Source organism: Acetobacter sp. UBA5411, from assembly GCF_002409645.1.
In the GTDB taxonomy this organism is placed as follows: Bacteria; Pseudomonadota; Alphaproteobacteria; order Acetobacterales; family Acetobacteraceae; genus Acetobacter.
Window position 1 is genome coordinate 1 of sequence record NZ_DHNR01000036.1, and the last position, 23,631, is coordinate 23,631.

A 23,631-nucleotide genomic window follows, 5' to 3' on the forward strand; every position below is an offset into this window, starting at 1 on the left:
CTTTTTCAACAGAATTGCCCTCATTCGAGACATATGTAGCTTGACCTGCCACCACCCAAAAGCGGACGGTAATGAGCACAACCCGACAATGATCGCGTGGTACCCATGCTCGACACTCTCTCGGAACTCGACATTCCCCCCAGATTCCAATGTTTGGCCTACCATTTTTCGCTGACATTTCTTCGGCAGAGTCTTCAACAAGCGATCCAACCGCTCGACATTCAAGCGACGTCTCTCTCCTCTACAGAGATTGATGCTCCTAAAAGAGCTTCTTTCGACTTCAATTTAATAATTAATGCAATTGGAAAGGCGCTGGCACAAGAAAATGAGCAGCTAATAAAAAAATTATTTATTGTTAACGCATACCACACATGGGAACGAGCCGTGTGCAAAGCGTTCAGTATCGCCGCTCCTGCGGAGAAAGATCCCAGGGGGTTCAAAAATATTGAAAAGGCCGCCTTGCGTCTTGATTTCGTATTGCATCCTGATCTGACACATGTCGCAGACCTTACAAATATCTTGAAACATGGGAGGACGAAACAGGCATATCGACTTTACGAAGAGTGGCCGACATTGTTTACGTTTCCTAACTCGCAACAGATAAAAATAGAAGAGATCGAGAGCTTGGGTTGGACTGCGAGTGTGCGGCTAGATGCTATTTGGATCGATAAAATATTTAATATTCTTGAGCAGTCAGGACCTCCCATGTTTAAAAAGGCTGGACATAACTGTTCTGGGGGTTGAATACACTCCTTGAGTGCCTGTCTACTCACCGAGCTTCAAGAAGATAGGCAATAATCGCCCTCATCTCAGTCATTTAATCAGAATATGCAACTCCCCGAAACCGGACGTGCAGCGGGGGGCAGTATGGCAGAATGAGGCTGGAATACGTATGACTGCCTTTGGCATGTATTTCGGTTCCTATAACTTGGATATCGACTTCGGATCCATTTTTGACATTTGAAACGCCGAAGCCTTGTAAGGTGACGTTTCCTAGGCGAGACTGCCGAAATGATTGATCCTTCCCTGTCAACCTCCAAACCAATCGTCCACAAGGCGGAATGCAGCAAGTGCGGCGGGGTGCGCAACTGTGACATTCGCGGCAAGCACACAAAAAGCTATGACGACGAACATTTTTGGAGTCAGACCGTCTGGTATATCTTGGAATGTCGAGGTTGCGAGAACGTGTTTGTAAAAACTGTAGACACCAATTCTGAGGAATACGATCAGGACTACTCTGCAGACGGCTCTGGTGAAGTAATTACAACGATGGTCGAGACTATCCAATATTGGCCCGCGCTTTCTCAGAGAAAAGAGCCAGAGTGGATGTCCGAATATGGCGTTGACGCGGAGAATATGAGAGTTTTACATGCACCTCTCAAAGAGCTTTATGGCGCACTCAATAATGATTTAAGGATGCTAGCGGCAATCGGCATCCGGACCGTGTATGATATTGCCAGTGAATTACTCGGGATTGATCCGACTCTGGGTTTTGGCCAAAAGCTGGATGCTCTCTTGGATGGAAAGCATATTGGTCCGTTGGACAAGGAACGGCTCGAGGTGATTGTTGATGCTGGAAGCGCATCAGCTCATCGCGGATGGCTGCCTCAGCTAGCGGATCTGGCAACAATGATGGATGTCTTAGAGCACTTCATCAATGAGGCATTTGTTGTGCCGGTCCGCCGTAAAAGGCTGAACGAAGAAGCCCTAAAAGTGAAGGGAACGGTGCCGCCGAAGCCCTCTCGAAGGAAGAAAAAGGTGGAAGCGAAGTAGCTATATCGAGAATGTAGATCCGACAGCGATACCAGCTGTTCTTACAACATGATCGATATTTGCAGAAATCTCTACGGCAAAATGACGGGGAACGACTTGGCCCTTGTTGTGTCCCGTTTTACCACACTGATCTGAAAGCGCCTTCGCGCAGAACCACAGCCCCGTCCATTGCTCCATTTGATCTGCCTGTCCTCTCCAGTGAGACAGCGGGGCGGTAGGCTGTGATCGCCCTCTTGTCGGCCATTCGAACAGTCGCACTGATTTTCACATAGCAGACATAGTCGATTTTAAAGCCACGCTGTATAATATAGTAGGCAGCGGAAGTTCCCATTTTGGAGTTTGATCAATGCAATGCAAATCAGTCATATTTTGTACAGCAACTAGATATAGCACAAAACGGTCACTTTGAGGCCTTGGTTGTTTGTCTTCAGTTATAAGTTAAGACCACCGACATTTAGTGTTGAACTCGATCATAATGAGAAGATGGAAAATATCTCAGATATATAATGGGCAGGAGTAGATGAACTTCTTACGCAGTGAAAGTGATGGAATCGTTTTTGGTTACACACGTCGTCAGAGCAACACCCCCGAGGGTGGTTTAAGCTATAAATCAATGAACTACCATCGACATTCTGGATACAAACGAGGCAAGACTATATGGAATTCTGATTTTCCGGTTAGCCAAGAGCCTATCGCGTTTGATGAGAGCGACTTTGCTCAATGGATGGATGGCGCCGGCAATCTTTGGTGGACTAGTACCGGAGCAGCTACAAAAGTCGGAGCTAATGGAGAACGCGTAGCGTTCTTCCCTGAATGCTCCAACCGCCCAGGTCCGTGGCATGGATACCCAGTCTCGCCGAGAGACGATGAAAATTATGAGATTCCTGAACAGCTAATCAGAGAGTGGCAGACTAAAAATATTATCGATGATCTCATCGCATGCCGTATGCGAAAGGGGAAGATATGATTGGAAAACGTCTAGTTCTGCATGGAACATTCATCGAGGCATATTTATATTTTGATTTTCTATGGTTGTTTGCCATTGATGGTAGCGTGAGAGCGTTCGATATCGCTGCGTTTTGTAATGAGTGTTTGAATGGGGAAGGGGCAGCCGCGAGAGCGTTATTCTCGGATAATCGTCTAATCAAGACAGGGAACGACGAGTTATATTCGCAAGTCACAGACCTTCGCAAAACAGGTGGGAGATATGATGTGTCTGCCGCTGATATCGATAGATTTTCTTATATTTTCGAGCGTGAGTTGGAATTTCGTAGCTTACTAGATGTGAAATTTTACTATGGATGTGCATATGTCGGAACCGATACTAGCACTGTTCAACTTACTGTTGCGAGCCAAGGCTCGTCGCAGGAAAAGCGCGGCTCAATAGCGAGGAATCGCCTTAATAATCGAAAGCTTTCCGATCTTCCGGCACGAGCTTTCCATTGCCGCTTTGGTGCTATTGGGGCAGCATGTGGACCTGCAGGTGGTTTAATCGGATTTGGAGCGGATTTAGAAGACCGAGTTAGCGAGTTTCAGCTCAATCTGTTTACTCAAAGCTCTTATGGGGTCGCTCTTAATGGTCGAGTAATAACAAATCTCTCCCGTCGCAATCAAGTGCAGATTTTTGATGCGACCCTAGAAGACGAAAAATCAACGAAAGCAATAGACAGTGAATTTTCTCACCTTGATGAGAAATACAGTTTGACTAAAATATCGAAAAATCCGAGTGAAGAAATAAGCAATAAAATAAATAGTTTTTCTGAAAAAGATAGTATCGAGGGGATGTTTCTTTTTAACAAAACCATTTGGAAATTTAATACAGAAGGTTACTGTTGTCGCGTTAAATTGATGGGAGACGAGTTTAATCTCGGCCCTATTGAATTGACCCCATCCCGCCAAGGTCCACCCGGACGGGTCTTATCCATGTCTAGCATGTTGGGAGGGGTGATAGCGGAGACTGATGACGCCGTTTTTATACAGCAATCTGGAAAATGGAACTCTCTTATAGAGGAGCCTGTATATTCAACTCGCGGATATCAGAATTCAAAGCGCTATCAGCGGGTTGCGACTGCAGTCACTCGAGATCGCGTAGAGATAATCGTAATATGAATTATCGTTGCAAGCACCACATCCGGTCAGTTTTATAATCGCTAATTGCCGCCTTATATGTATATGATTTGTGTCTGCATTTAGGGAGCCAATCTCTACAATGTAGAGACCAATGAGATATGTGAATTCATCGTTAAATCATTCATCTGAATGTCCGGCTATTGGTTCATGCCTTCCAATAGCTGACATACCGCCCTCCCCCAGAACCGACTGTCAACTCAATGGAGATGAGATCGACAGGAAGCAACTGTCCTCAAACCGACCACCCGTAAATCATAAAAAAGTTTTTGGTGAAGCTTTTTCCAAAAAGCTTCAAAGAGCCTCGACACGCCAAATTACAGAGAGAACATACCCCCCGGATTATCCGGCAGGCGTGCCTGCATCCGATACGGTGCAGGCTGGTTTTCGGGCGACGAGTCATGAGCCGAGAAGCGGGTTTGCGGGAAGGCTTCCGGGCAGTTTTCGCGGATCCAGACGATGATCTGCTCCCGGATGGCGCAGCGTAGATCCCAGCTTCGCACGGCTGTCCGGGCTCCGGCGGTGATACGCAGCATGATCACCCGATCCGTTGAGTCAGCCACCTGCACGCTGAAATCCTTGCCGTTCCATTCACGGCATCCTTCAACAATTTCAGCAAGTCTGGTGCGGATGATGTCCACGGGCGCCAGAAAATCGAGATAGAGATAGACCGCGCCGGTCAGTTCGGCGGAGTTGTAGGTCCAGTTCTCGAAAGGGTTATCGAGAAAGTAGGAGAGCGGCACGATCCGCCTGCGCTTGTCCCATGCCCGGAGGACCACAAACGTCGCATTGATTTCCTCGACCCATGTCCAGTCGCCTTCGAAGGAGATCATGTCGCCCATGCGGATGGGTTGGGTGACGGCAATCTGCGCGCCGGCGATGAGGTTGGTCAGCACGGACCGGGCAGCAAGACCGACGATGATGGAGGCTGCGCCGGCAGAAGCCAGCAGGCTGAGGCCATATTGCCGGACGGGTTCGAACGTCATGAGCGCCGCGCCGACAGTCAGCAACCCGATGAGGATTTCCGCAATGCGTTGAAGCAGCCTGACCTGCGTCAGATGCTTTCTGCCCAGAATGTCTTCCTCGTGTTCCTCACCGGAGGCGTCGAGCTGCTCAATGTAGAGAGAGCAGGCAAGCCGGGCCGAGCGTATGAGGCTGAGCCCCACGGCGAACACGATCAGGACCGCCAGCAGATGCGCAAGCGGCCCCACGATCCGGGTGGAGATTTCCAGAGCTGGAATCGCCAGAATCATGGTGACCGATGCCGCGGCCAACTGGACGGGATGCCGCAGGATGGTGGCGCTGGTGCGGATGAAGGAGCCCGGTCGTTTTTTTCCCGGTACGCGGGCAAAACCGCGCTTGAGAATAAATCCTGCGACCCACGCAGCAGCGGCTCCGAGGGCGAAGAGGATGAAAAGGGAGGCGATGGTGGGAGGGAGCCAGTCGAACCACCCCTGAATGTCCAGGAGGGTTGAAAAAAACGTCTGTTTCAAAGGCTCGTCCTCATCCTTTCGCGCAGGAAAACAGATGGCCAAACGCCATCAGCAGGGCACAGCATACAGTTTTGCCCGAAGAATCTGTCGATTATGTTTCGAATGGACTGTGGGCAGCCCGTATCAGGAGCGCAGAAACAGGCGAAAAGTTCCGACCCGATTCTGAATGGGGGCATGACGCCCGGCTCCGGAGGTCAGACGGGGAGGGGAGTAATCCCCTCCTTCTGGAAGCGTTCAGAACGCTTCAGGGACCAGACGCACATGGTCGTCTGGCCCCCTGTAGTCGTGTTCTATCAGTCGTTTTTCTTTGAACGCTCGTTCTTCTTGCGCTCGTGCGGGTCTAGGTAGCGCTTGCGCAAACGCACGGCGGACGGTGTGACTTCCACCAGCTCGTCGTCCTCGATGTAGGCAATCGCCTGCTCGAGGCTCATCTTGCGCGGCGGAACCAGAAGCAGGGCCTCGTCCTTGCCAGCGGCACGGATGTTGGTCAGCTTCTTTTCACGGACAGCGTTCACTTCGAGATCATTCTCACGGGAATGCTCGCCGATGATCATGCCGACATAGACCTTCTCGCCAGCGCCGACGAACAGCGTGCCACGGTCCTGCAGGGAGAACAGCGAATACTGCGTGGTCGCACCGTCTTCAGACGAGATCAGCGAGCCGTTACGACGGCCTTCGATCGTGCCTGCATAAGGCTGATAGCCCGCGAACAGACGGTTCATGATGCCCGTGCCGCGCGTGTCGGTCAGGAACTCGCCGTGATAGCCGATCAGGCCACGTGACGGGATCAGGAAGGTCAGACGCACCTTGTCGCCACCGGACGGACGCATGTCCTGCATCTGGCCCTTACGGAGCGACATCTTCTCGACCACGACGCCCGAGTAAGGCTCGTCCACGTCGATCAGAACCTCTTCGTAAGGCTCTTCACGCTCGCCGGTCTCTTCGTTGGTCTGGAACAGCACGCGCGGACGACCAATGGTCAGCTCGAAGCCTTCGCGACGCATCGTCTCGATGAGCACGCCAAGCTGAAGTTCGCCACGACCGGCAACCTCGAACGCTTCGCTCTCGGGGCTTTCCGTCACGCGGATGGCGATGTTGCTTTCCGTTTCCTTGAACAGACGGTCACGGATCTGACGCGACGTGACCTTCTTGCCTTCACGACCACCCAGCGGGCCGTCGTTGATGCGGAACGTCATGGACAGCGTTGGCGGATCGACCGGAATAGCCTTCAGGGCTTCGGTCACTTCCGGAGCAGCGATTGTCTCAGGAATGGTGGCCTCGGACAGACCCGCGACAGCGACGATGTCACCGGCTTCGACCTCATCCACAGGCACGCGGTCGAGGCCACGGAAGGAGAGCAGCTTGGTCAGACGGCCTGTCTCGACAACGCTGCCGTCTTCACGCAGCACGCGGACCGGCATGTTGACCTTCGCACGACCCTGCTCGACGCGACCTGTCAGCACGCGGCCGAGGAAGTTGTCGGACTCGAGGATGGTCGCAACCATCGCGAACGGCTTGTCCTTGTCCAGATTCGGAGCCGGGACGTGACGCAGCACGAGGTCGAACATCGGGGACAGGTCCTTGCGGGGTCCGTCCAGCTCCGTGTCCGCCCAGCCCTGACGGCCGGAAGCATACAGCATCGGGAAGTCGAGCTGTTCGTCGTTCGCGCCGAGGGAGGCGAACAGATCGAAGATCTCGTTGTGGACTTCGTCCGGACGGGCGTCGCCACGGTCGATCTTGTTCACGACGACAATCGGCTTCAGGCCACGGGCCAGCGCCTTGCCGACCACGAACTTGGTCTGCGGCAGCGCGCCTTCTGCGGCGTCAACCAGCACGATCGCGCCGTCCACCATGCTCAGGATACGCTCGACCTCGCCGCCGAAGTCGGCGTGGCCCGGTGTATCGATGATGTTGATACGGGTGTCTTTCCAGACGACGGACGTGCACTTGGCGAGAATGGTGATGCCACGCTCGCGCTCAAGGTCATTGCTGTCCATCGCACGCTCAGCAACCTGCTGATGTTCGTGGAACGAGCCGGACTGCTTGAGCAGTTCGTCAACAAGAGTGGTCTTGCCATGATCGACGTGTGCGATAATGGCGATGTTGCGAATATCCATCGTAAGGCGGACCTGATCTTTCTTTACGTACATGTCCGCCGCTGACAGCTTCAAGCGCGCAGCGGACACCTGTTAACGGCTGTCCATAGAGGGCGGCGGCGCGGATTGCACGCGAAACTTCGCGGTAAAGCGCGTCTTTGACGTGAAACCGGCGTGACCGGTTGTCTGGGTCACGCCGGTTTCACTGTGTTTTCGCTCCGGTTTCTTACCCGTAGAGAGGGTCGTTTTCCGCAGGTGGCCTTAGAACGGTCTGACTTCTGCAATATGCTTCAGCCGGGCAGCATCATGAGACCCTGTGGCATGCCGGGCGTTTCGGTGCGCAGGCAGAACACAGCGCCGTTCAGTGGCTCTGCTTCAAGTTCGGCGGCTGACAGCCCTTTGCGCGCCGTGGTGATGAACACAGTCCGCAGATCGTCACCGCCGAAAGCCGCCTTGGTCACATTGCTGGCGGGAACGGGAATCGGTGCGAGGCGTGTCCCGTCCGGGGCAAAGCGTTCGAGCCTGTGACCACCCCAGACGCCGACCCATAATGTGCCGCTGCTGTCCATTGCCAGCCCGTCCGGCGCGCCATTGCTGACTTCAGCAAAAACCCGCTGACCTGCGAGATCCCCGTTCGGTGTGACGTCAAAGGCATAGATCACGCCTTGTGCCGACTCGCAGTGATAGAGAGTCTGGCCATCTGGAGACATAACGGGGCCGTTGCTGATCGTGTAGCCGCTATGATGCCGACGCAGGGCCACATCGCCTCCCTCCATGCTGTAGAGAGAGCCGATGGGCAGCTCTTCCTCGTCGTCCATCGTGCCGAACCAGAGCCGTCCTGACCCGTCCACATGAGCGTCGTTCAGGCGTGTGCGGGAGTGGTGTTGTTCAACAGGGATGAACGGATGGGTGCGGCCGGTTTCCGGGTCGAAAAGATACAGACCATCTTCCATACCGCAGATGAGCGCGCCGTCCTGTGTGGGCACAAGAAAGGTCGGACGACGCTGTACATGCCAGGTTGAGCGCATGCCGTCGGAGGGGCGGTAGCGATGCAGGGCGCAACTGAGAATATCGACAAAATAGAAGGCGGATTCTGTTTCGCTCCAGATCGGCCCTTCGCCCAGTTTCGCCTTCAGATCCCAGACACTGACGACTTCGTTGAGGTGTGTTTCCGTAGCCTGAAAGATTCTGTCTACGGGAATGTGTGCGGTCATCGGCATGCCTCCGGACTGGTAACGGGCGAAAGGAGGAAAAGTTGCCACGCAGCGATGCGTCGCCTGCCTACCTGTCTCCCATCCGCCTGACACCAAAGTGGACAGCGGCAAGAATAGGAAATAGGTATCATTCGCAACATCACAACAGCACTGGCTGACAGGATTTGTGCATGCGCCTGGACGAGCTTCCGGCTGGAATCGACGCCATTATCGATCATATCGACCATCGTGGGGCGGCGGACGCCGTCGCGCAGCGACTGGGGGAGCTTGGCTTCGTTCCGGGTGAGCCGCTGCGTATTGTAGCCAGCGGGCCTTTTGGCGGCGATCCACTGGCTGTGAAGATCGGGTTCACGCGCTTTGCCCTCCGTCGGTCGGAAGCCTCCCGTATCATTCTGCGGGATGCTCCATAAATCATGGATGCGCTGATCGAGACCCTGCCGCTCCGGGCGGCGCTAGTTGGTAACCCCAATTGCGGCAAGACCTCGCTGTTCAACCTGCTGACCGGCAGTCGGCAAAAAGTGGCAAATTATGCAGGCGTCACGGTTGAACGCAAGGAAGGGCGGTTTACAACTCCTGCGGGAAGACCGGTCCGACTGCTGGACCTGCCCGGTGCCTACAGTCTTGCCGCCACCAGCCCTGATGAAGCTGTTACCCGCGATGTCTGCGCCGGACGTTACAAGGGAGAGCCTGCGCCCGAACTGCTGATCTGCGTTCTGGATGCGACCAATCTGCGGTTGCATCTGCGGTTCGCCCTGGAAGTCTGCGCTCTGGGGCGTCCGACGATCATCGTTCTCAACATGCTCGACGCCGCCCGAAAGGAAGGGCTGGAAATCGATCTGCCTCGGCTGTCCGCTGAACTGGGCGCGCCTGTCGTAGGCGTTGTGGCAGTCAGGAAAAATGGCGCGGATGATCTTCTGGCCCTCCTGGATCATCCTCCGTTGCATCCACCGGCTCCTGCGGCGGCTGCTCAGGGGGAGATCCATGCGGCTGTGCGGCGACTTCTCACGGAATGCACATCCCGCCCCGCCGTTGCCTCCGAGGCGCTGGAAGACCGGCTTGATCGCTGGATTCTTCATCCCGTCTGGGGGCTGGTGATTCTGCTGGCCCTGATGTTTGTCATGTTTCAGGCGGTCTTTTCATGGGCGCAGCCGGTCATGGATGCGGTGGACGCCAGTGTTTCCAGCTTTGGCGAAATGATCCGCCAGCTTCTGCCGGACGGGCTGATCCGCAGTCTGCTGGTGGATGGGATCATCGCCGGGGCCGGCACCGTGGTCGTCTTCCTGCCGCAGATCCTGATCCTGTTCCTCTGGATCCTGATTCTGGAAGAGTCCGGCTATCTGCCGCGCGCCGCGTTCCTGCTGGACCGGATCATGGCGTCCGCCGGTCTGTCCGGGCGCTCCTTCATCCCGCTGCTGTCCAGCTTCGCCTGCGCCGTTCCGGGCATCATGGCGACGCGCACCATCCAGAATCCACGCGACCGGCTTGTCACCATCCTGCTGGCACCGCTTATGACCTGTTCGGCCCGTCTGCCGGTCTATGCCCTGCTGATCGCGGCCTTCATCCCCCGGCGTTCCATTGGTGGTGTAGTCAATCAGCAGGGGCTGGTGCTGTTTGCGCTCTATATGGTGGCGATCCTCAGCGCGCTGGGTGTGGCGTGGGTCATGAAACGGGGTGGTGCTCAGGAAGAGCATCCGCTGCTCATGGAGTTGCCCGCCTATCGTTGGCCGAGCCTGCGCAATGTGGCGTTGGGACTCTGGCAGCGGGCCGTCATCTTCCTCTCACGCGTCGGTAGCATCATCGTCACGCTCAGTGTGCTGCTCTGGGCGTTGTCGAGCTTTCCTGCGCCGCCAGAGGGCGCAACCGGCCCGGCCATTGATTACAGTCTGGCGGGCTGGATCGGGCACCTCATGCTGCCAGTCTTTGCGCCTCTAGGCTTCACTTGGCAGATCTGCGTGGCGCTGATCCCCGGGCTGGCGGCACGCGAAGTGGCGGTGAGTGCGTTGGCGACGGTCTATGCCGTCGGCGGTGTGGACAATGACGCCGCTTCGCAACTGATCCCGATCCTGTCGCAGCAATGGAGTCTTGCGACGGGCCTGTCACTGCTGGCATGGTATGTCTACGCGCCGCAGTGTTTCTCGACTCTGGCCGTCATCCGGCGTGAGACAGGCGGCTGGAAGGTCGTCTTTCAGACGGCTGGTTATCTGTTCGGTTTGGCCTATCTGGCGGCATTTCTCACATGGAGATTTGCGCTGGCGATGGGATGGGGGCCGTCATGATTGAAAGCCTGATTGTTGGATTGCTGGTTCTGGTCTGCGCCCTTTACTGGCTCGGACGCCTTGCACCTTCCGTGACGCAGAAACTGTGGAAAAGCACGGGATCAGTCCTGCGCACAGTCCATGCGCCTTCAGCCCTGCAAACGGCTGTGGCTGGACGAGCCAACGCGGGTTCACGCGGTGGATGTGGGGGATGCAAGGGGTGTGACAGTAAGGGCGGTGGCTGCCACTGACGGAAGATGAAAAATCGGGATCAAAGGGACTGCGTTCCTTTGCGGGGTTCGGGGCAAAGCCCTGAAGAGCGTTCACGCACTCCCGGTGAAGGACGCCAGCCGTAGCGGGTCGATATTGATCGCCGCCAGAGCCTTGCGCCACTTCGCCGCGTGATCCGCCCCGAACACAATCTCCCTTGAAGCCGGGGCCACCAGCCACGCCGAGTGACGGGCGATTTCCTCTTCCAGCTGTCCGGCTTCCCAGCCTGCATGGCCAAGCGCCAGCAGCGCATCGCGGGGACCGTCTCCGGCCGCAATGTCCTTGAGCACTTCAAGATTGGCGCTGAGGGAAATATCGTTGTTGACGGTCAGAGTGCCGTCGCCGTCCCAGTCGGTGGAATGAAGCACCAGTCCGCGACCCGCCTCAACGGGACCTCCCGCGCACAGGCCGATGCGACGACGCGGCGGGGTCGGGGCGATGTCGAGTTGCAGCAGCAGATCATCAAAACCCGGCTGTGAGATGCGACGGTTGACGACAATGCCCATTGCACCGCCGTCCGCCGAGTGCGCGCACAGATAGATCACGCTCCGATCGAACTCGGATTCCGCAAGGGACGGCATGGCGATGAGAAGCTGGCCTGCGAGTGACTCTTCGGCGCCGCAGGGTGCGACCGTATCAGACTGTAAAAACTGCATGCTCCAGATATGGTGCGACGGGAGCCATTTGACAACCGAGCCATTTGACAAGCTGGCGGCAGAAGGGGGCTAATGCGCCCCACCCAGAAGAGAGAAGGAACTGAACGATGACGGACACGGTTCTTGTGACAGGAGCGACAGCAGGGTTCGGTCGGGCCATCAGCGAACGGCTCGTAAAGGATGGCTACCGGGTGATCGGCACCGGTCGTCGCGCCGAAAGACTCGACGCGTTGCAGGCTTCTCTCGGCGACGCCTTTCTCCCTCTGGCGCTGGACATGCTGGACAAGGATTCGCTGCGGGGCCTGCCCACCGAACTGCCGGAGGGCTGGCGTGAGGTCGATGTGCTGATCAACAACGCTGGTCTGGCGCTTGGCATGGACCCGGCGCAGACGACGAATATCGACGACTGGGAGCGCATGATCGGGACGAATGTCTCGGGCATGGTCGAGATCACCCGTGCGCTGCTGCCCGGCATGGTCGAGCGCAACCATGGTCACGTCGTGTCCATCGGCAGCACAGCGGGGACGTATCCCTACAAGGGCGGAAACGTCTATGGCGCGAGCAAGGCATTTGTCTCGCAGTTCATGAGAAACCTGCGAACCGATCTGCTTGGCACCCGTGTGCGCGCCACCAATCTGGAGCCCGGCCTCTGTGGGGGCAGTGAGTTCAGCAATGTGCGTCTGGGTGATGATGCGAAGGCCGCAGAAGTCTATCGCGGCACGAAACCTCTTCTGCCCGAGGATATTGCCGAGACCGTTGCGTGGGTTCTGGGGCTGCCGGAGCATGTGAACATCAACCGTATCGAGATGATGCCGGTCTGTCAGGCGTCAGGTGGTCTGTCGGTCGTCCGGGATCTGGACTGAAAAAGGACATATCGCGATGACGACGACTGCTCCCGAAAGTAAATTTACTCTGGAAGATCTTTCCATCCTGACCACGCGTTATCGCGTCGATCCATCAAAACCATTTCGTCTGAAGGATTACGATCCTACCGATGACGCCGGACTGGGGCTGACCAAGCCGGAGGGCAAGGCGCTGCTGAAACAGGCGAAGAAGCGTCTCTCTGATCTTCAGGAACTGCTTTACGCCAACAGCGCTTCTTCCATGCTGATCGTGCTGCAGGGCATGGATGCCGCTGGCAAGGATGGCACCATCAAGCATGTGATGTCGGGTGTGAATCCGGCGGGTGTGTCGGTCGCGTCCTTCAAACAGCCTGGGCCACAGGAACTTCTGCATGGCTTCCTCTGGCGGATCCATATTCTGGCGCCGTCTTCCGGACGTATCGTGATCTTCAACCGCAGCCAGTATGAAGATGTGTTCGTGACGCGCGTTCATCCTGAGCTTCTGGAGCGTGAGCATCTGCCCGGTGAGGTCGGCACGCCTGCCTTCTGGCAGGGGCGTTTTGACGATATCCGGCACTTCGAACACTATCTGTCGCGGCAGGGCACTGTTGTTCTGAAATTCTTTCTCAATATCTCAAAGGATGAGCAGAGAAAGCGTCTTCTCAGCCGTCTGGACGTCAAGGACAAAAGGTGGAAATTCTCTTCGTCCGACGTCAGGGAGCGACAGTTCTGGGATCAGTACCAGAACGCCTATGAGGAAGCGATCACCCATACCGCACGCGATTACGCGCCCTGGTTTGTGATCCCGGCCAATCATAAATGGTATGCCCGTCTGGCGATCATAGAAACCATTATCGGCGCACTGGAAGATCTGAAGCAGAAGCCTCCGGTGATTGAACCGGGCCTTATGAAAAGCCTTGACGCCTACAAGGATGAACTCAGCAAAGAGGCTGGCTGAATTCATCCTTGCCAACCCGTAGGTGATCCCATGTCTCCTTCATCCATGACGATGAAAGCTGTACAGCTTGTCTCTCCGGACCGGCCCTTCGTCTTGCGGGCTGTCTCAATCCCTGAGCCGGAAGCAGGGGAAGTCCGTGTGAGAATTGCTGCCTGTGGCGTGTGCCGCACGGATCTGCATATTCAGGATGGATTGCTGGATCTCGGTAAAAGGGATTTTACGGTCGGGCATGAAATGGCCGGCACGGTCGATGTCTGCGGTGCAGGCGTGGACCAGACGTGGGAAGGCCGCAAAGTCGTTGTGTATTACTATGTCGGTTGTGGCAGATGTCGTTATTGTCGAGTAGGTGACGATCATCTGTGTCCGCAACCAAAGGCCCAACCGGGTTTCTCAAGTGATGGCGGTTATGCCGAATACATTACTGTTCCCGTGAAAAACTGCGTGCCTGTGCCGGAGCATGTCGATCTCGCCGAGGCAGCGACCATGGGGTGTGCGGGCTCCACGGCAGTGCATGCGGGACGTATGGCGGCCATCCATCCGGGGGACTGGATGGTTATCAATGGAACTGGCGGTGTAGGGCTCGCTCTTTTGCAATATGCCCGTCAGGCGGGAGGCCGGGTCATTGCTGTCGGACGCGGCGGCGCACGAGCGCAGATTGCACTGGAGATGGGAGCGGAACATATCATTGATGTGCTGGAAACGCCTGATGTAGCAAGCCGTGTGCGGGAATTGACCGGCGAGGGCGCTGATGTTGTTTTCGAATTGCTCGGCACGCAGGCGGCGATGAGCAGCGCTCTTAATATGCTGCGTCGTCGTGGACGAATGGTGATGCTTGGTTACACGACTGACGCTTTTCAGTTTCATCCCATCGATTTCATTGTGCGGGAAATCACGCTGCTTGGGTCGGTGGGTTCGACCCTTGATGATCTTTATGAGGCGATTGAACTGCTGGCCCGCGGCGTCATGCGTTCTCCCATCTCGGAAGTTCTACCTCTGGAATCCTTCGATACTGCCCTGATGAAAACACGACAGGGAGGGCTGGATGGGAGAATTGTTCTGTCTCCCTGAAAAGCCTCGCAAACAACGCAGACTATCAATCTTTATCCACCCGCCGCCAGCACCACCGGTCCTGCCGCATCCATAATCTCGAACGGCAGTATGCCTGCCGGATCTCCATCCGCCTGCACGGGTAATCCTTCCGGTGTCGTGATTTCTATGTGAGAGGCGCGCACAGTCTGCACGCCGGGCAGACTGCCCATCTTGCCCTGCGGCAGAGAAATTCCCGCCATCAGGGCGGAAGAAACACCACCATGTTCAAAAAGCGTGACGGAAAAACCGGGTTCACCGGGCAGGGCGTCCGATGACAGCAGGTAAGGGCCGCCATAAAGACGACCCTTGCTCACAATCACACTGGCTGCATGATATTCCTTGCCATCGGCCCGAACGCAGAGCGAGGGAAACTGGTAACGCGGCAGTTCCCGCACTGTCTGGAGCACATAAGCGCCCCGACCCAGCAGGCGCTTTGTGCCAAGGTCGATATGATGCACGACATGCGCATCGAAGCCAGCGCCAACCATCTGCACAAACAGTCTTGAATGATCAGATGATTTCAGGATTCCTGGCCAGAGAGGTGTCCCGCCATCCGAGCCGAGCACGGCCGCCAGTGCTTTCGGTGCGAAAGGCAGATTGAATTCGTGAGCAAGGACATTCGCCGTGCCAAGAGGGATGATCCCGAGGCGCGTGTCAGAGTGCATCATGCCAGCGACGACTTCTGCAATCGTGCCGTCCCCTCCGGCCGCGACCACCATATCCGCGCCCTGACGAACCGCCGTGCGGGCCAGCTCCGTGGCATGGCCCGCATATTGCGTTTCAAGAATCTTCAGGGGAATACCGTGACTGGCGAGGCAATCGAGCACGTTCCACAACCGGCCGGTATTCCTGCGGCCTGCGGTGGGGTTGTGGATGACATACATGCGGTCGGTCTTTCCTGGCGTGCGGTGAACTTTCAATTTCGCCTGATCAACGCAGGAGCACCATGATCCGACACCGTGGTTTTCCAGAAATCATGGAACTGTCATGTAGCCGCTGACGGGGATGCTCTACACGAAGGCAGACCTCCTGCGGGACGGAGCGCCATGAGTTTTGTTGATACTTCCCTCGCCGGGCAAACACCCTATCGTGCGGTGTTTCTGTCCGATATTCATCTCGGAACCAGGGGAAGTCAGGCGGCGCTCGCAGCCGATTTCCTGAAATCCATTTCCTGCGAAAAGCTTTATCTGGTTGGTGACATCATCGACGGATGGCGACTGCGCCGGTCATGGTACTGGGATAATCATCATGATGAACTGTTGCAGATTATCCTGCGCATGGCCCGTCACGGGACGGATGTAATCTATATTCCCGGCAATCATGACGAGATGTTTCGTCGCTGGCTGCCGATGAATCTGGAAGTGGCGGGCGTCCGTCTGCTGCCACGCGCAGACCATGTCGCCGCTGATGGCAAGCACTATCTGGTCCTGCACGGTGACGAGTTTGACAGTGTCGTGCGTTATGCGCCGGTCCTCGCGCTTCTGGGTGATCAGGCCTATACGGCAGCTCTTGTGCTGAACCGCTGGATCAATGGCGTACGGCGTCGGATGGGACTGCCGTATCGTTCTTTTTCTGCGTGGGCAAAGCGACAGGTCAAAGGGGCAGTCAAAGCCATTGACCGGTTTGAAGAAGCGCTGGCCAAGGAAGCACGACAGGCGGGCGCGGATGGTATTATCTGCGGCCACATCCATAGTCCAGAAATCCGGACAATCGATGGCGTCTGCTACATGAATACAGGCGACTGGGTGGAAAGCTGTACCGGTCTTGTCGAGGACAGGCTCGGCCAGTTCTCGCTGATTGACTGGAGCCGTAAGACGCCTGCTCCGGCCCGGGATGTGCCAACGGTCGGTAGCAGATTTCGCTGGCCAGAGAACATGATTTCCCGTCGGAACGAGGAAAGCCCTGTGAGCGTGACGTCGGTCCGGGAGCCCGGTTGAACCGTTCTCCTGCATCGTGTGCTCAAGACCTGAGAGTCTCATTCCAAGTCTATAGAATTCTGAAAACCAAAGTTATCCTCTGTCTGAATGAGGTCTGGCTTGCGAATACTGATAGCGACGGACGCATGGATGCCACAGGTCAATGGCGTCGTGCGCACCATGACCACCATCGTCAACATGCTCAGAGCGAAAGGGCATGAGGTGGAGGTCATCGGGCCGGATCGTTTCCGCACCATCCCGTGTCCGAGTTATCCGGAAATACCACTCGCTCTCAATCCCGGTCGGCGTTTCAGAGAGTTGGTCAAGATTTTCAGACCGAATGTTCTGCACATTGTCACCGAAGGCCCTGTCGGTTGGGCAGCATGGCGCTGGGCACGTAAACATGGTGTTCCATTTACCACTTCATACCACACACGTTTTCCGGAATATGTTCAGGCCCGTCTGGGTTGGGGGCTTAATCCAGCCTATGCGCTGCTGAGACGCTTTCACAATCGGTCGCAGGGCACGCTGGCCGCAACCGCCAGTCTGCGTGAAGACCTGTCTGCTCGTGGCTTCATTCGTGTGGCGCCCTGGACACGGGGTGTCGATCTCGCACGTTTCACACCGGAACCGCGCAGGGACTGGAAGGCTGAGTTGGGCATTTCAGGTCCGGTCTTCATTCATGTCGGGCGGCTGGCGGTCGAGAAGAATATCGAGGCTTTTCTGTCTCTCGATCTGCCGGGCACAAAGGTTGTTGTGGGCGATGGCCCGCATCGTGCCTCTTTGGAAAAGAATTTTCCGCAGGCGATCTTTACGGGACGACTGGAAGAGGGCGCGCTGGCGGCGGCTTATGCGGGTGGCGATGTGTTCGTGTTTCCAAGCCTCACGGATACGTTCGGGCTGGTGGTTCTGGAAGCTCTGGCCTGCGGCACGCCGGTCGCTGCTTATGATGTGACAGGGCCAAAGGACATTTTGGCCGGTGCGGAAGGGTGCGTCGGCGCCGTCAATGATGATCTGCGCGCTGCCTGCCTGCAGGCGTTGAAGGGTGATCGTGCCGCCTGTCGCGCCCATGCGGAACGGTTTACATGGGAGACCTGTGCGGACATGTTTGAGAATACGCTTGTACCGTTCTAGGTCTGTTTGAACACTGTTGTCCGGTGGTCTCGTCAGAGACAGGATTTCAAGATCGTAAAATCGGGACAGGAAGCGTCCCATACACCTTACGGCGCGACAGGAATCCGAAAGCGTGGTTTCCGCAGACGCACCACCAGCGTATCGAGCGCAGAAAGATAGCGTGAGCGATCGGTCTTGCTGAACGAGGGGCCGCCGGGCGTCTCCATTCCGGCAGAACGAAGATCGGTCATCAGATTGCGCATGGCGAGCGCCATTCCGATGGAGTTGGCGTCGAGGATCTTTCCCTTCGAGTCAATTACGCTCGCGCCTTTTTCCACACAGCGCGCCGCCAGAGGAATATCGCCGGTGACAACGATATCGCCTTCCTGCGCCTGCTCCGCGATCCAGTCGTCGGCGACATCCGGTCCTGCTTCCACCACGACGCGCTCAATGAGCGGCGAGTCAGGAATCACGATCATGCGGTTCGAGACAACCGCGACGGGCAGTTTGTAGCGGCCCGCCACACGGTAGGTTTCGTCCTTAACCGGGCAGGCATCGGCATCAATATAGATACGGGTCATGAGCCTCGTCGTGCCTTATCGTGGCCACGAGGTAAAGCGTGATTCCGTCACCGCGTCGAATGGGCTAAACTGCTTTCAGCATGTCCGAACCTGTCCTTTTCCAGCCAGTCCTGCGTCGGCTTTCCGATGCCGTCATCAACCGTATCGCCGCCGGTGAGGTGATTGAGCGCCCTGCCGCGGCCCTCAAGGAACTGGTGGAAAACGCGCTGGATGCGGGGGCGCAGCGTGTCCGTGTCGCCATCGTCAATGGTGGCGCTGATCGTATTGTCGTCACGGACGATGGCGTCGGCATGACGCCTGATGAACTGGCGCTGGCCGTGCAACGCCACTGCACATCAAAGCTGTCCGATGAGACACTGGTGCGGATCGCCACTCTTGGTTTCCGGGGTGAAGCCCTGCCGTCCGTGGGGGCTGCGGCACGTCTGACCATCACCTCCCGTAAGGCGGACAGTGACTGCGCTTGGCGCATCCATGTCGCGGGTGGTGAGATTTCTCCTCCAGAGCCTTGCTCAGGAGAAAAAGGCACCTCGATTCTGGTCGAAGATATGTTCTTCGCCACGCCCGCCCGTCGGAAGTTTCTCAAGAGCGCCCGGGTGGAGGGATCGCACGCGGAAGCAGCGGTCCGTCGTCTGGCACTGACGGCTCCCGATGTGGCGTTCTTCATGGAAGTGGATGGACGCACCATCCTTGATCGCCCCTCTGAAATGCTGGAAACACGGGCGGCAGCACTTCTCGGAATTGAAGATGCGGACGGCCTGCTGAAACTGGATGGCGTGCGCGGCGACATGAAGCTGTCCGGCTTTGCATGTAGTCCATCCGTTCACAGACCGACGACGGCCGGACAGTTCATGCTGGTCAACGGTCGCGCCGTGGTCGATCCGCTGCTGCGTACGTCCATCCGCGTCGCGTATCGCCGTGTCATTGAGTCCGGTCGTCATCCTGTCGCGGTTATCAACCTGTCGCTGCCTTATGAGCAGGTCGATGTGAACGTTCATCCCGCCAAGACGGAACTCCGTTTTGCCGATGAAGCCGGGGTGCGATCACTGGTGATCGGCACGATCACGCGGGCGCTTGGACTGGGAGCGGGAACGGCGGGCGTCCGACCCGGCTTTTCCGCGCCACGTCCTGCCCGCATCGTCTATCCGCCGGAAGCGCCGCGCTCGGAGGGATTTGCCGAGCCATTTCTGGCGCTGGGCGCTCAACCCGCAGCCCGCACTTTTGCCCCGGAACCGCCTGTTTCAGACCGATCGGCTGTGATGCCGGATGGTGTGCAAACCGGAAATCAGTCGCCTGTTTCACCTGTGCAGCCAGACGATCCGCAGACTGGCACCATTTCTCCAGCAGTCGGACTGGAAAAAGATCATCCTCTCGGTGCGGCTGTGGCGCAGGTGCTAAGTACCTATATCATCGCCGTAACGGCCGACGATAATATGGTGCTGGTGGATCAGCATGCCGCGCATGAACGGCTGACGCATGAGGTTCTGCGTGAGCAATTTCTCTCCGGCACTATCCGCGCTCAATGTCTGCTGGTGCCGGATGTGGTGGAGTTGTCCCGCAGTCAGGCGGATCTGCTGGTGTCACGCGCCGATGCGCTGTCGAAACTCGGAATCGATCTGGAGCCATTCGGTAATGGAGCAGTGCTGGTCCGCTCCCTGCCTGCGCTGCTCGGTAATGCCTCAGCCGTGAATCTGCTGCGGGATCTGGCGGAGGAACTGGACGCGGATGATCTCGCCAGTATTGAGGAAACGCCCACGCTGGATGCAAAGCTGGATGCGGTGATCGCCCGCATGGCCTGTCATGGCAGCATCCGGGCGGGCCGTAGCCTCACCATTCCGGAAATGAACGCGCTGCTGCGTCGCATGGAGGAAACGCCGCGTGCGGGCACCTGTTCGCACGGGCGCCCGACATGGGTGAGACTGACACGCAATGATCTGGAGCTGCTGTTCCGGCGTCGGTAAAGCGAAGAAACCGTCAGGCTGTCTCGGGTTCTTCCGTGCGAACCAGTCGTGTTACGAGCAACTGGTTGATACGGAATCCCTCGACATCGACCACTTCAAAGCGGAAACCGGAAGCGTCTGTATGATCCGCCTTGCGGGCCATGCGACGGAGACGATGCATGACAAATCCCGCGATCGTGTCGAAGGAGCTGCTGTCCGGCAGGTCGGCTACACCGAGTTCACGGATGACATCGCCGATCGGGGCTGCGCCGTCGATCAGCCATGAATTCTCGTCACGCTGAACGATAAGCTGCTCCTCAAACGGCGTCGCCAACCCGTCCATCAGCGCGCCCATGATGTCCTTGAAGGTAATCAGGCCGACGACCAGTCCGTATTCACTGATCACCAGAGCAAAGCCTGCGCCGTGGGCGTCGAACTGGGCGAGTGTGTCCCATAGGTTGAGCGTTTCCGGGACGGACAGCACATCGCGGCGCAGACGACCAAGCGGCAGAGCGCCTTTCTCATCGGCTGAGGCGACGAAAATATCCTCGATCCGCACCGAACCGATAACGTGATCAAGGCCGCCATTGCAGAGCGGGTAGCGGGAATAGGAGTCGTGACGGACCTTGTTGCGCAGAGTGTCGGGCGTTTCCTGCACATCGAGAAAGACGATTTCGTCACGGGGCGTCATGGCGGAACTGACGGCACGATCCTGAAGACCCAGCACGTTCTGGATCATCAGATGTTCCTGCTCCAGCAGCACACCGGAGGCGGTGCCGGCCGCGAGAATGGCGCGCAGATCTTCCGGCGTGACGGGTTCGACTGCCGAGGCTGCCGGTATTTTGAGGGCGCGGAGTAGTGCATCGGAAATCTTGGAGAACACCCAGACAAACGGATAGAGCAGATGCAGCGCTGTGGAGGGGAACCACCCGATGGCGAGCCCGATCCGGTCTGGCGCGTTCATGGCGATGCGCTTGGGGAGCAGATCGGCGAAAACGACAAATGTGCCAGTAATGAATATGAAGCTGACTGTCGCGCCGAGACTGTCAGCGGAGGCGTTGCTGAGTCCCCAGCTTCTGAAAATGTCTGAAAGGGGCGGGGTCAGCATATCGGAGCTGACGATACCGCCGAGGATTCCAACCGCGTTCAGAAGAATCTGAAGCACGGTCATCACCTGACCGCTGTTGCGGCGCATGGCGAGGAAGACCGTCGCCCGTTCGTCCCCGGCTTCGGCGCGGGATCGCAGTCTGACATCGCGCGCGGCTGCGAACGAGATTTCTGATAGAGAAATGAGGATGTTGATGGCAATCAGCAGGACGACGGCAAGGACGCCCATCAGGAGAAGCAGCACGGGATCAACCGATGTTTTTATGGGAGCCGTGCCTTGGTCAAGCGCGGCCTGATGCTGGTGTATATCGCGTCAGCGCAGGAAATTTCCAGCATACTTTCAAAGGCGATGTCGTTTTTATGCAATGCCGGTCTGCTGTTTACCTGTCGGTAATAGTAAGAGCGCTGGCACTACACCACCACCAGAAACGCCACTCTAGCTTAAAAGGTGTACTTGATCCGGTAAAAAGACCCTTCTCTCAGGTTAAGGACCGTTTCAATACCGGATCATGATTTGTCTCGCTGGATCAGTCCGCTCTGGCGAGTCTGCTTTTCTGGCGTCCGTAAAGAAAATAAACACCCAGACCAATCCCAAGCCACACGAAGAGTCGAAGCCAGGTCAGGCCGTCCAGAGACACCATGACAACCAGACAGGACAGGATACCGGCGAGGGGAATGATAGGCCCTCCCGCTACGCGAAATTTTCGCTCGGCATCGGGAGCCTGACGGCGGAGCACCAGCACGCCAGCACAGACAATAATGAAGGCGAGCAGCGTGCCGATGGACGTCATGTGGCCCAGTTCGGCAATCGGCAGGAAGGCGGCCAGCAGCCCTGTCAGCACCATGAAGAACAGATTGGATAGCCACGGCGTGTGAAAGCGGGGGTGAGTCCGGCTGAACAGTGCGGGCAACAGGCCGTCACGGGACATCGCGAAAAAGACGCGGCTCTGTCCGAGCAGAAGCATCAGTAGCACGGAGGTAAAGCCGCCAATAATGCCGAACTTGATGGCGATCTGAAGCCAGGTGATGTGGGTTCGGTCGATGGCCGTGGCGACTGGCGCGGGGTCACCAGCCATGTCGGCGTAGTTCACGATTCCGGTCAGAACGAAGGAAAAGGTAACATAAGCCAACGCACAGATGGCTAGGCTGCCGAGAATGCCGATGGGGATGTCGCGCTTGGGGTTTCTGGTCTCCTGCGCGGCGGTCGAGAGCGCATCGAAGCCGATATAGGCGAAGAAGATGGTGCCGGCCGCACGCATGACGCCGGAAAACCCGAAATGGCCAAAGGTTCCGTCATTGGGCGGAATGAACGGGTGATAGTTGGCCGTGTCGATCCAAGGGATGCCGAAGCCGATAAAGGCCGCAATGACCGATAGCTTGAGAGCGACGATGACTGCATTCACCTTCGCGGAGGCGGAGGTTCCCCGGATCAGCAGCAGGGAGACGAGAATGATGATGAAGGCCGCCGGTACGTTGGCGATGCCGCTGGCGGTGCTGCCGTCCGCCAGATGAACGGTCTGGAACGGTGAGGCCGTGAAGCGCGCCGGCAGATGAATGCCCCATCCGGCGAGAAGCGAGGTCACATAACCCGACCAGCTGACCGAGACCGTTGCGGCCCCGACGGCATATTCCAGCACCAGATCCCAGCCGATGATCCACGCGATCAGTTCGCCCATCGTGACATAGGCATAGGAGTAGGCGCTTCCGGCGACCGGAATCATGCCCGCCAGTTCGCTGTAACAGAGACCGGCAAATCCGCAGGCGATGGCGGCGATGATATAGGACAGTGTCACGGCTGGACCCGCATTGTCGCCTGCCGCAATGCCTGTCAGCGAGAACAGCCCGGCACCAATGGTCGCGCCCACGCCAAGGGCGACCAGAGTGGCCGGACCCAGCACACGCTTCAGACCACTGTCTTCCGGGGCGGCATTCATGGGTTTGCGACGGAAAAGGGATGATGAGCTGGGCCGGGGCGGCTGAGGCATGGGTAAGGCTGTCCTTGAAACGTCTCTATGCAGACCATCTATGCGCGAGGTGTGGTTTTCCGTCCATGAAAAGGCTACAACCACGCCAACAGCAAGGTACGTTTCGGGTTGGGCGTCCGGTTTCGGGGCTACCTGCTTTGTGATGAGTGGCTCTGGGACAGGGAGTTTCAATATGAGCGAGACGGATCTGCATCGCTTTTTCCAGTCTTCGTTGGCGGA

General features: G+C 57.1%; 21 protein-coding genes. 13 read left to right on the forward strand and 8 right to left on the reverse strand.

The window, feature by feature from the left end; translation table 11 throughout:
- Nucleotides 1-105: 105 nt before the first annotated feature.
- The 4 genes from B3759_RS12610 to B3759_RS12625 all read left to right on the forward strand — a co-directional run bounded on the left by B3759_RS12610 (nt 106) and on the right by B3759_RS12625 (nt 3,882).
- Nucleotides 106-744 carry a hypothetical protein gene (locus B3759_RS12610; RefSeq protein ID WP_217420039.1) on the forward strand — a complete coding sequence of 213 codons (639 nt, stop codon included), beginning with the start codon at nt 106-108 and terminating at the stop codon, nt 742-744.
- Nucleotides 745-1,011: 267 nt separating this feature from the next.
- Nucleotides 1,012-1,773, forward strand: a complete 762-nt coding sequence (locus tag B3759_RS12615) for a DUF4145 domain-containing protein (RefSeq protein WP_291366263.1) — start codon at nt 1,012-1,014, stop codon at nt 1,771-1,773.
- Nucleotides 1,774-2,293: 520 nt separating this feature from the next.
- A complete protein-coding gene (locus tag B3759_RS12620; protein WP_291366265.1) occupies nt 2,294-2,740 on the forward strand; it encodes a hypothetical protein in 447 nt (148 codons plus the stop codon).
- Entirely contained in the window at nt 2,713-3,882 is a 1,170-nt protein-coding gene (locus tag B3759_RS12625) for a hypothetical protein (RefSeq protein WP_291366267.1), read from the forward strand. Before B3759_RS12620 ends, B3759_RS12625 begins: the two co-directional genes overlap by 28 nt.
- 335 nt (nt 3,883-4,217) lie before the next feature.
- Here B3759_RS12625 and B3759_RS12630 read toward each other — a convergent pair whose 3' ends face one another.
- The 3 genes from B3759_RS12630 to B3759_RS12640 form a co-directional block, all read right to left on the reverse strand.
- Nucleotides 4,218-5,393 (reverse strand): mechanosensitive ion channel family protein, encoded by a 1,176-nt coding sequence (locus B3759_RS12630; RefSeq protein WP_291366268.1) that lies wholly within the window; start codon nt 5,391-5,393, stop codon nt 4,218-4,220.
- Nucleotides 5,394-5,686: 293 nt separating this feature from the next.
- Nucleotides 5,687-7,510, reverse strand: a complete 1,824-nt coding sequence (gene typA / locus B3759_RS12635) for a translational GTPase TypA (RefSeq protein ID WP_291366269.1) — start codon at nt 7,508-7,510, stop codon at nt 5,687-5,689.
- 269 nt (nt 7,511-7,779) lie between these two features.
- The gene (locus tag B3759_RS12640) at nt 7,780-8,703 is read right to left on the reverse strand and encodes an SMP-30/gluconolactonase/LRE family protein (RefSeq protein WP_291366271.1); all 924 of its coding nucleotides are present in this window, start codon (nt 8,701-8,703) and stop codon (nt 7,780-7,782) included.
- A gap of 170 nt (nt 8,704-8,873) precedes the next feature.
- Between B3759_RS12640 and B3759_RS12645 the strand changes: the two genes are divergently transcribed.
- Genes B3759_RS12645 through B3759_RS12655 form a run of 3 tightly spaced genes read left to right on the forward strand, consistent with a single transcriptional unit; the run spans nt 8,874 to nt 11,209 of the window.
- Nucleotides 8,874-9,113, forward strand: a complete 240-nt coding sequence (locus B3759_RS12645; protein WP_291366273.1) for a FeoA family protein — start codon at nt 8,874-8,876, stop codon at nt 9,111-9,113.
- A 3-nt stretch (nt 9,114-9,116) separates the two neighbouring features.
- Nucleotides 9,117-10,979, forward strand: coding sequence for a ferrous iron transport protein B (gene feoB / locus B3759_RS12650; RefSeq protein WP_291366275.1), 1,863 nt, complete (start codon nt 9,117-9,119; stop codon nt 10,977-10,979).
- Entirely contained in the window at nt 10,976-11,209 is a 234-nt protein-coding gene (locus B3759_RS12655; protein WP_291366277.1) for a DUF6587 family protein, read from the forward strand. The genes feoB and B3759_RS12655 overlap by 4 nt, the downstream gene beginning before the upstream one ends.
- Before the next feature lie 72 nt (nt 11,210-11,281).
- Here the strand turns inward: B3759_RS12655 and B3759_RS12660 are convergent, their stop codons facing one another.
- Complete coding sequence (locus B3759_RS12660) at nt 11,282-11,884, reverse strand: YqgE/AlgH family protein (protein ID WP_291366279.1); 603 nt, start codon at nt 11,882-11,884, stop codon at nt 11,282-11,284.
- A 107-nt stretch (nt 11,885-11,991) separates the two neighbouring features.
- Between B3759_RS12660 and B3759_RS12665 the strand changes: the two genes are divergently transcribed.
- The 3 genes from B3759_RS12665 to B3759_RS12675 are packed head-to-tail and all read left to right on the forward strand — an operon-like array spanning nt 11,992 to nt 14,752.
- Nucleotides 11,992-12,747: an SDR family NAD(P)-dependent oxidoreductase gene (locus B3759_RS12665; RefSeq protein ID WP_291366281.1), complete on the forward strand. Its 756-nt coding sequence runs from the start codon at nt 11,992-11,994 to the stop codon at nt 12,745-12,747.
- Between the two features lie 16 nt (nt 12,748-12,763).
- A complete protein-coding gene (locus tag B3759_RS12670; RefSeq protein WP_291366283.1) occupies nt 12,764-13,684 on the forward strand; it encodes a polyphosphate kinase 2 family protein in 921 nt (306 codons plus the stop codon).
- 30 nt (nt 13,685-13,714) lie between these two features.
- Nucleotides 13,715-14,752, forward strand: coding sequence for an alcohol dehydrogenase catalytic domain-containing protein (locus tag B3759_RS12675; RefSeq protein WP_291366286.1), 1,038 nt, complete (start codon nt 13,715-13,717; stop codon nt 14,750-14,752).
- Nucleotides 14,753-14,784: 32 nt separating this feature from the next.
- On the opposite strand, the gene B3759_RS12680 is transcribed toward B3759_RS12675, so the two are convergent.
- Nucleotides 14,785-15,657: a diacylglycerol/lipid kinase family protein gene (locus B3759_RS12680; protein ID WP_291366288.1), complete on the reverse strand. Its 873-nt coding sequence runs from the start codon at nt 15,655-15,657 to the stop codon at nt 14,785-14,787.
- Between the two features lie 162 nt (nt 15,658-15,819).
- Between B3759_RS12680 and B3759_RS12685 the strand changes: the two genes are divergently transcribed.
- Both B3759_RS12685 and B3759_RS12690 read left to right on the forward strand, forming a co-directional pair.
- Nucleotides 15,820-16,710, forward strand: coding sequence for a UDP-2,3-diacylglucosamine diphosphatase (locus B3759_RS12685; protein ID WP_291366290.1), 891 nt, complete (start codon nt 15,820-15,822; stop codon nt 16,708-16,710).
- A gap of 99 nt (nt 16,711-16,809) precedes the next feature.
- Nucleotides 16,810-17,823 (forward strand): glycosyltransferase family 4 protein, encoded by a 1,014-nt coding sequence (locus B3759_RS12690; RefSeq protein ID WP_291366292.1) that lies wholly within the window; start codon nt 16,810-16,812, stop codon nt 17,821-17,823.
- Nucleotides 17,824-17,909: 86 nt separating this feature from the next.
- Here B3759_RS12690 and B3759_RS12695 read toward each other — a convergent pair whose 3' ends face one another.
- On the reverse strand, nt 17,910-18,383 hold the full coding sequence (locus B3759_RS12695) for a YaiI/YqxD family protein (RefSeq protein ID WP_099349141.1): 474 nt from the start codon (nt 18,381-18,383) through the stop codon (nt 17,910-17,912).
- Between the two features lie 80 nt (nt 18,384-18,463).
- On the opposite strand from B3759_RS12695, the gene mutL reads away from it, so the two are divergent.
- Nucleotides 18,464-20,341 (forward strand): DNA mismatch repair endonuclease MutL, encoded by a 1,878-nt coding sequence (gene mutL / locus B3759_RS12700; protein WP_291366295.1) that lies wholly within the window; start codon nt 18,464-18,466, stop codon nt 20,339-20,341.
- A 13-nt stretch (nt 20,342-20,354) separates the two neighbouring features.
- Here the strand turns inward: mutL and B3759_RS12705 are convergent, their stop codons facing one another.
- Nucleotides 20,355-21,671 carry a hemolysin family protein gene (locus tag B3759_RS12705; RefSeq protein ID WP_291366297.1) on the reverse strand — a complete coding sequence of 439 codons (1,317 nt, stop codon included), beginning with the start codon at nt 21,669-21,671 and terminating at the stop codon, nt 20,355-20,357.
- 283 nt (nt 21,672-21,954) lie between these two features.
- Nucleotides 21,955-23,412 (reverse strand): amino acid permease, encoded by a 1,458-nt coding sequence (locus B3759_RS12710; protein ID WP_291366299.1) that lies wholly within the window; start codon nt 23,410-23,412, stop codon nt 21,955-21,957.
- Nucleotides 23,413-23,631: the final 219 nt, after the last annotated feature.

What these genes read in the sequence shown, in the direction of transcription:
- B3759_RS12685 (WP_291366290.1), top strand. Translation starts at nt 15,820, where the DNA reads ATGAGTTTTGTTGATACTTCCCTCGCCGGGCAAACACCCTATCGTGCG.
- B3759_RS12710 (WP_291366299.1), bottom strand. Translation starts at nt 23,412, where the DNA reads ATGCCTCAGCCGCCCCGGCCCAGCTCATCATCCCTTTTCCGTCGCAAA.
- typA (WP_291366269.1), bottom strand. Translation starts at nt 7,510, where the DNA reads ATGGATATTCGCAACATCGCCATTATCGCACACGTCGATCATGGCAAG.
- B3759_RS12655 (WP_291366277.1), top strand. Translation starts at nt 10,976, where the DNA reads ATGATTGAAAGCCTGATTGTTGGATTGCTGGTTCTGGTCTGCGCCCTT.
- B3759_RS12625 (WP_291366267.1), top strand. Translation starts at nt 2,713, where the DNA reads ATGCCGTATGCGAAAGGGGAAGATATGATTGGAAAACGTCTAGTTCTG.
- B3759_RS12620 (WP_291366265.1), top strand. Translation starts at nt 2,294, where the DNA reads ATGAACTTCTTACGCAGTGAAAGTGATGGAATCGTTTTTGGTTACACA.
- mutL (WP_291366295.1), top strand. Translation starts at nt 18,464, where the DNA reads ATGTCCGAACCTGTCCTTTTCCAGCCAGTCCTGCGTCGGCTTTCCGAT.
- B3759_RS12640 (WP_291366271.1), bottom strand. Translation starts at nt 8,703, where the DNA reads ATGACCGCACACATTCCCGTAGACAGAATCTTTCAGGCTACGGAAACA.
- B3759_RS12610 (WP_217420039.1), top strand. Translation starts at nt 106, where the DNA reads ATGCTCGACACTCTCTCGGAACTCGACATTCCCCCCAGATTCCAATGT.
- B3759_RS12695 (WP_099349141.1), bottom strand. Translation starts at nt 18,383, where the DNA reads ATGACCCGTATCTATATTGATGCCGATGCCTGCCCGGTTAAGGACGAA.
- B3759_RS12660 (WP_291366279.1), bottom strand. Translation starts at nt 11,884, where the DNA reads ATGCAGTTTTTACAGTCTGATACGGTCGCACCCTGCGGCGCCGAAGAG.
- feoB (WP_291366275.1), top strand. Translation starts at nt 9,117, where the DNA reads ATGGATGCGCTGATCGAGACCCTGCCGCTCCGGGCGGCGCTAGTTGGT.
- B3759_RS12680 (WP_291366288.1), bottom strand. Translation starts at nt 15,657, where the DNA reads ATGTATGTCATCCACAACCCCACCGCAGGCCGCAGGAATACCGGCCGG.
- B3759_RS12665 (WP_291366281.1), top strand. Translation starts at nt 11,992, where the DNA reads ATGACGGACACGGTTCTTGTGACAGGAGCGACAGCAGGGTTCGGTCGG.
- B3759_RS12615 (WP_291366263.1), top strand. Translation starts at nt 1,012, where the DNA reads ATGATTGATCCTTCCCTGTCAACCTCCAAACCAATCGTCCACAAGGCG.
- B3759_RS12645 (WP_291366273.1), top strand. Translation starts at nt 8,874, where the DNA reads ATGCGCCTGGACGAGCTTCCGGCTGGAATCGACGCCATTATCGATCAT.
- B3759_RS12670 (WP_291366283.1), top strand. Translation starts at nt 12,764, where the DNA reads ATGACGACGACTGCTCCCGAAAGTAAATTTACTCTGGAAGATCTTTCC.
- B3759_RS12675 (WP_291366286.1), top strand. Translation starts at nt 13,715, where the DNA reads ATGTCTCCTTCATCCATGACGATGAAAGCTGTACAGCTTGTCTCTCCG.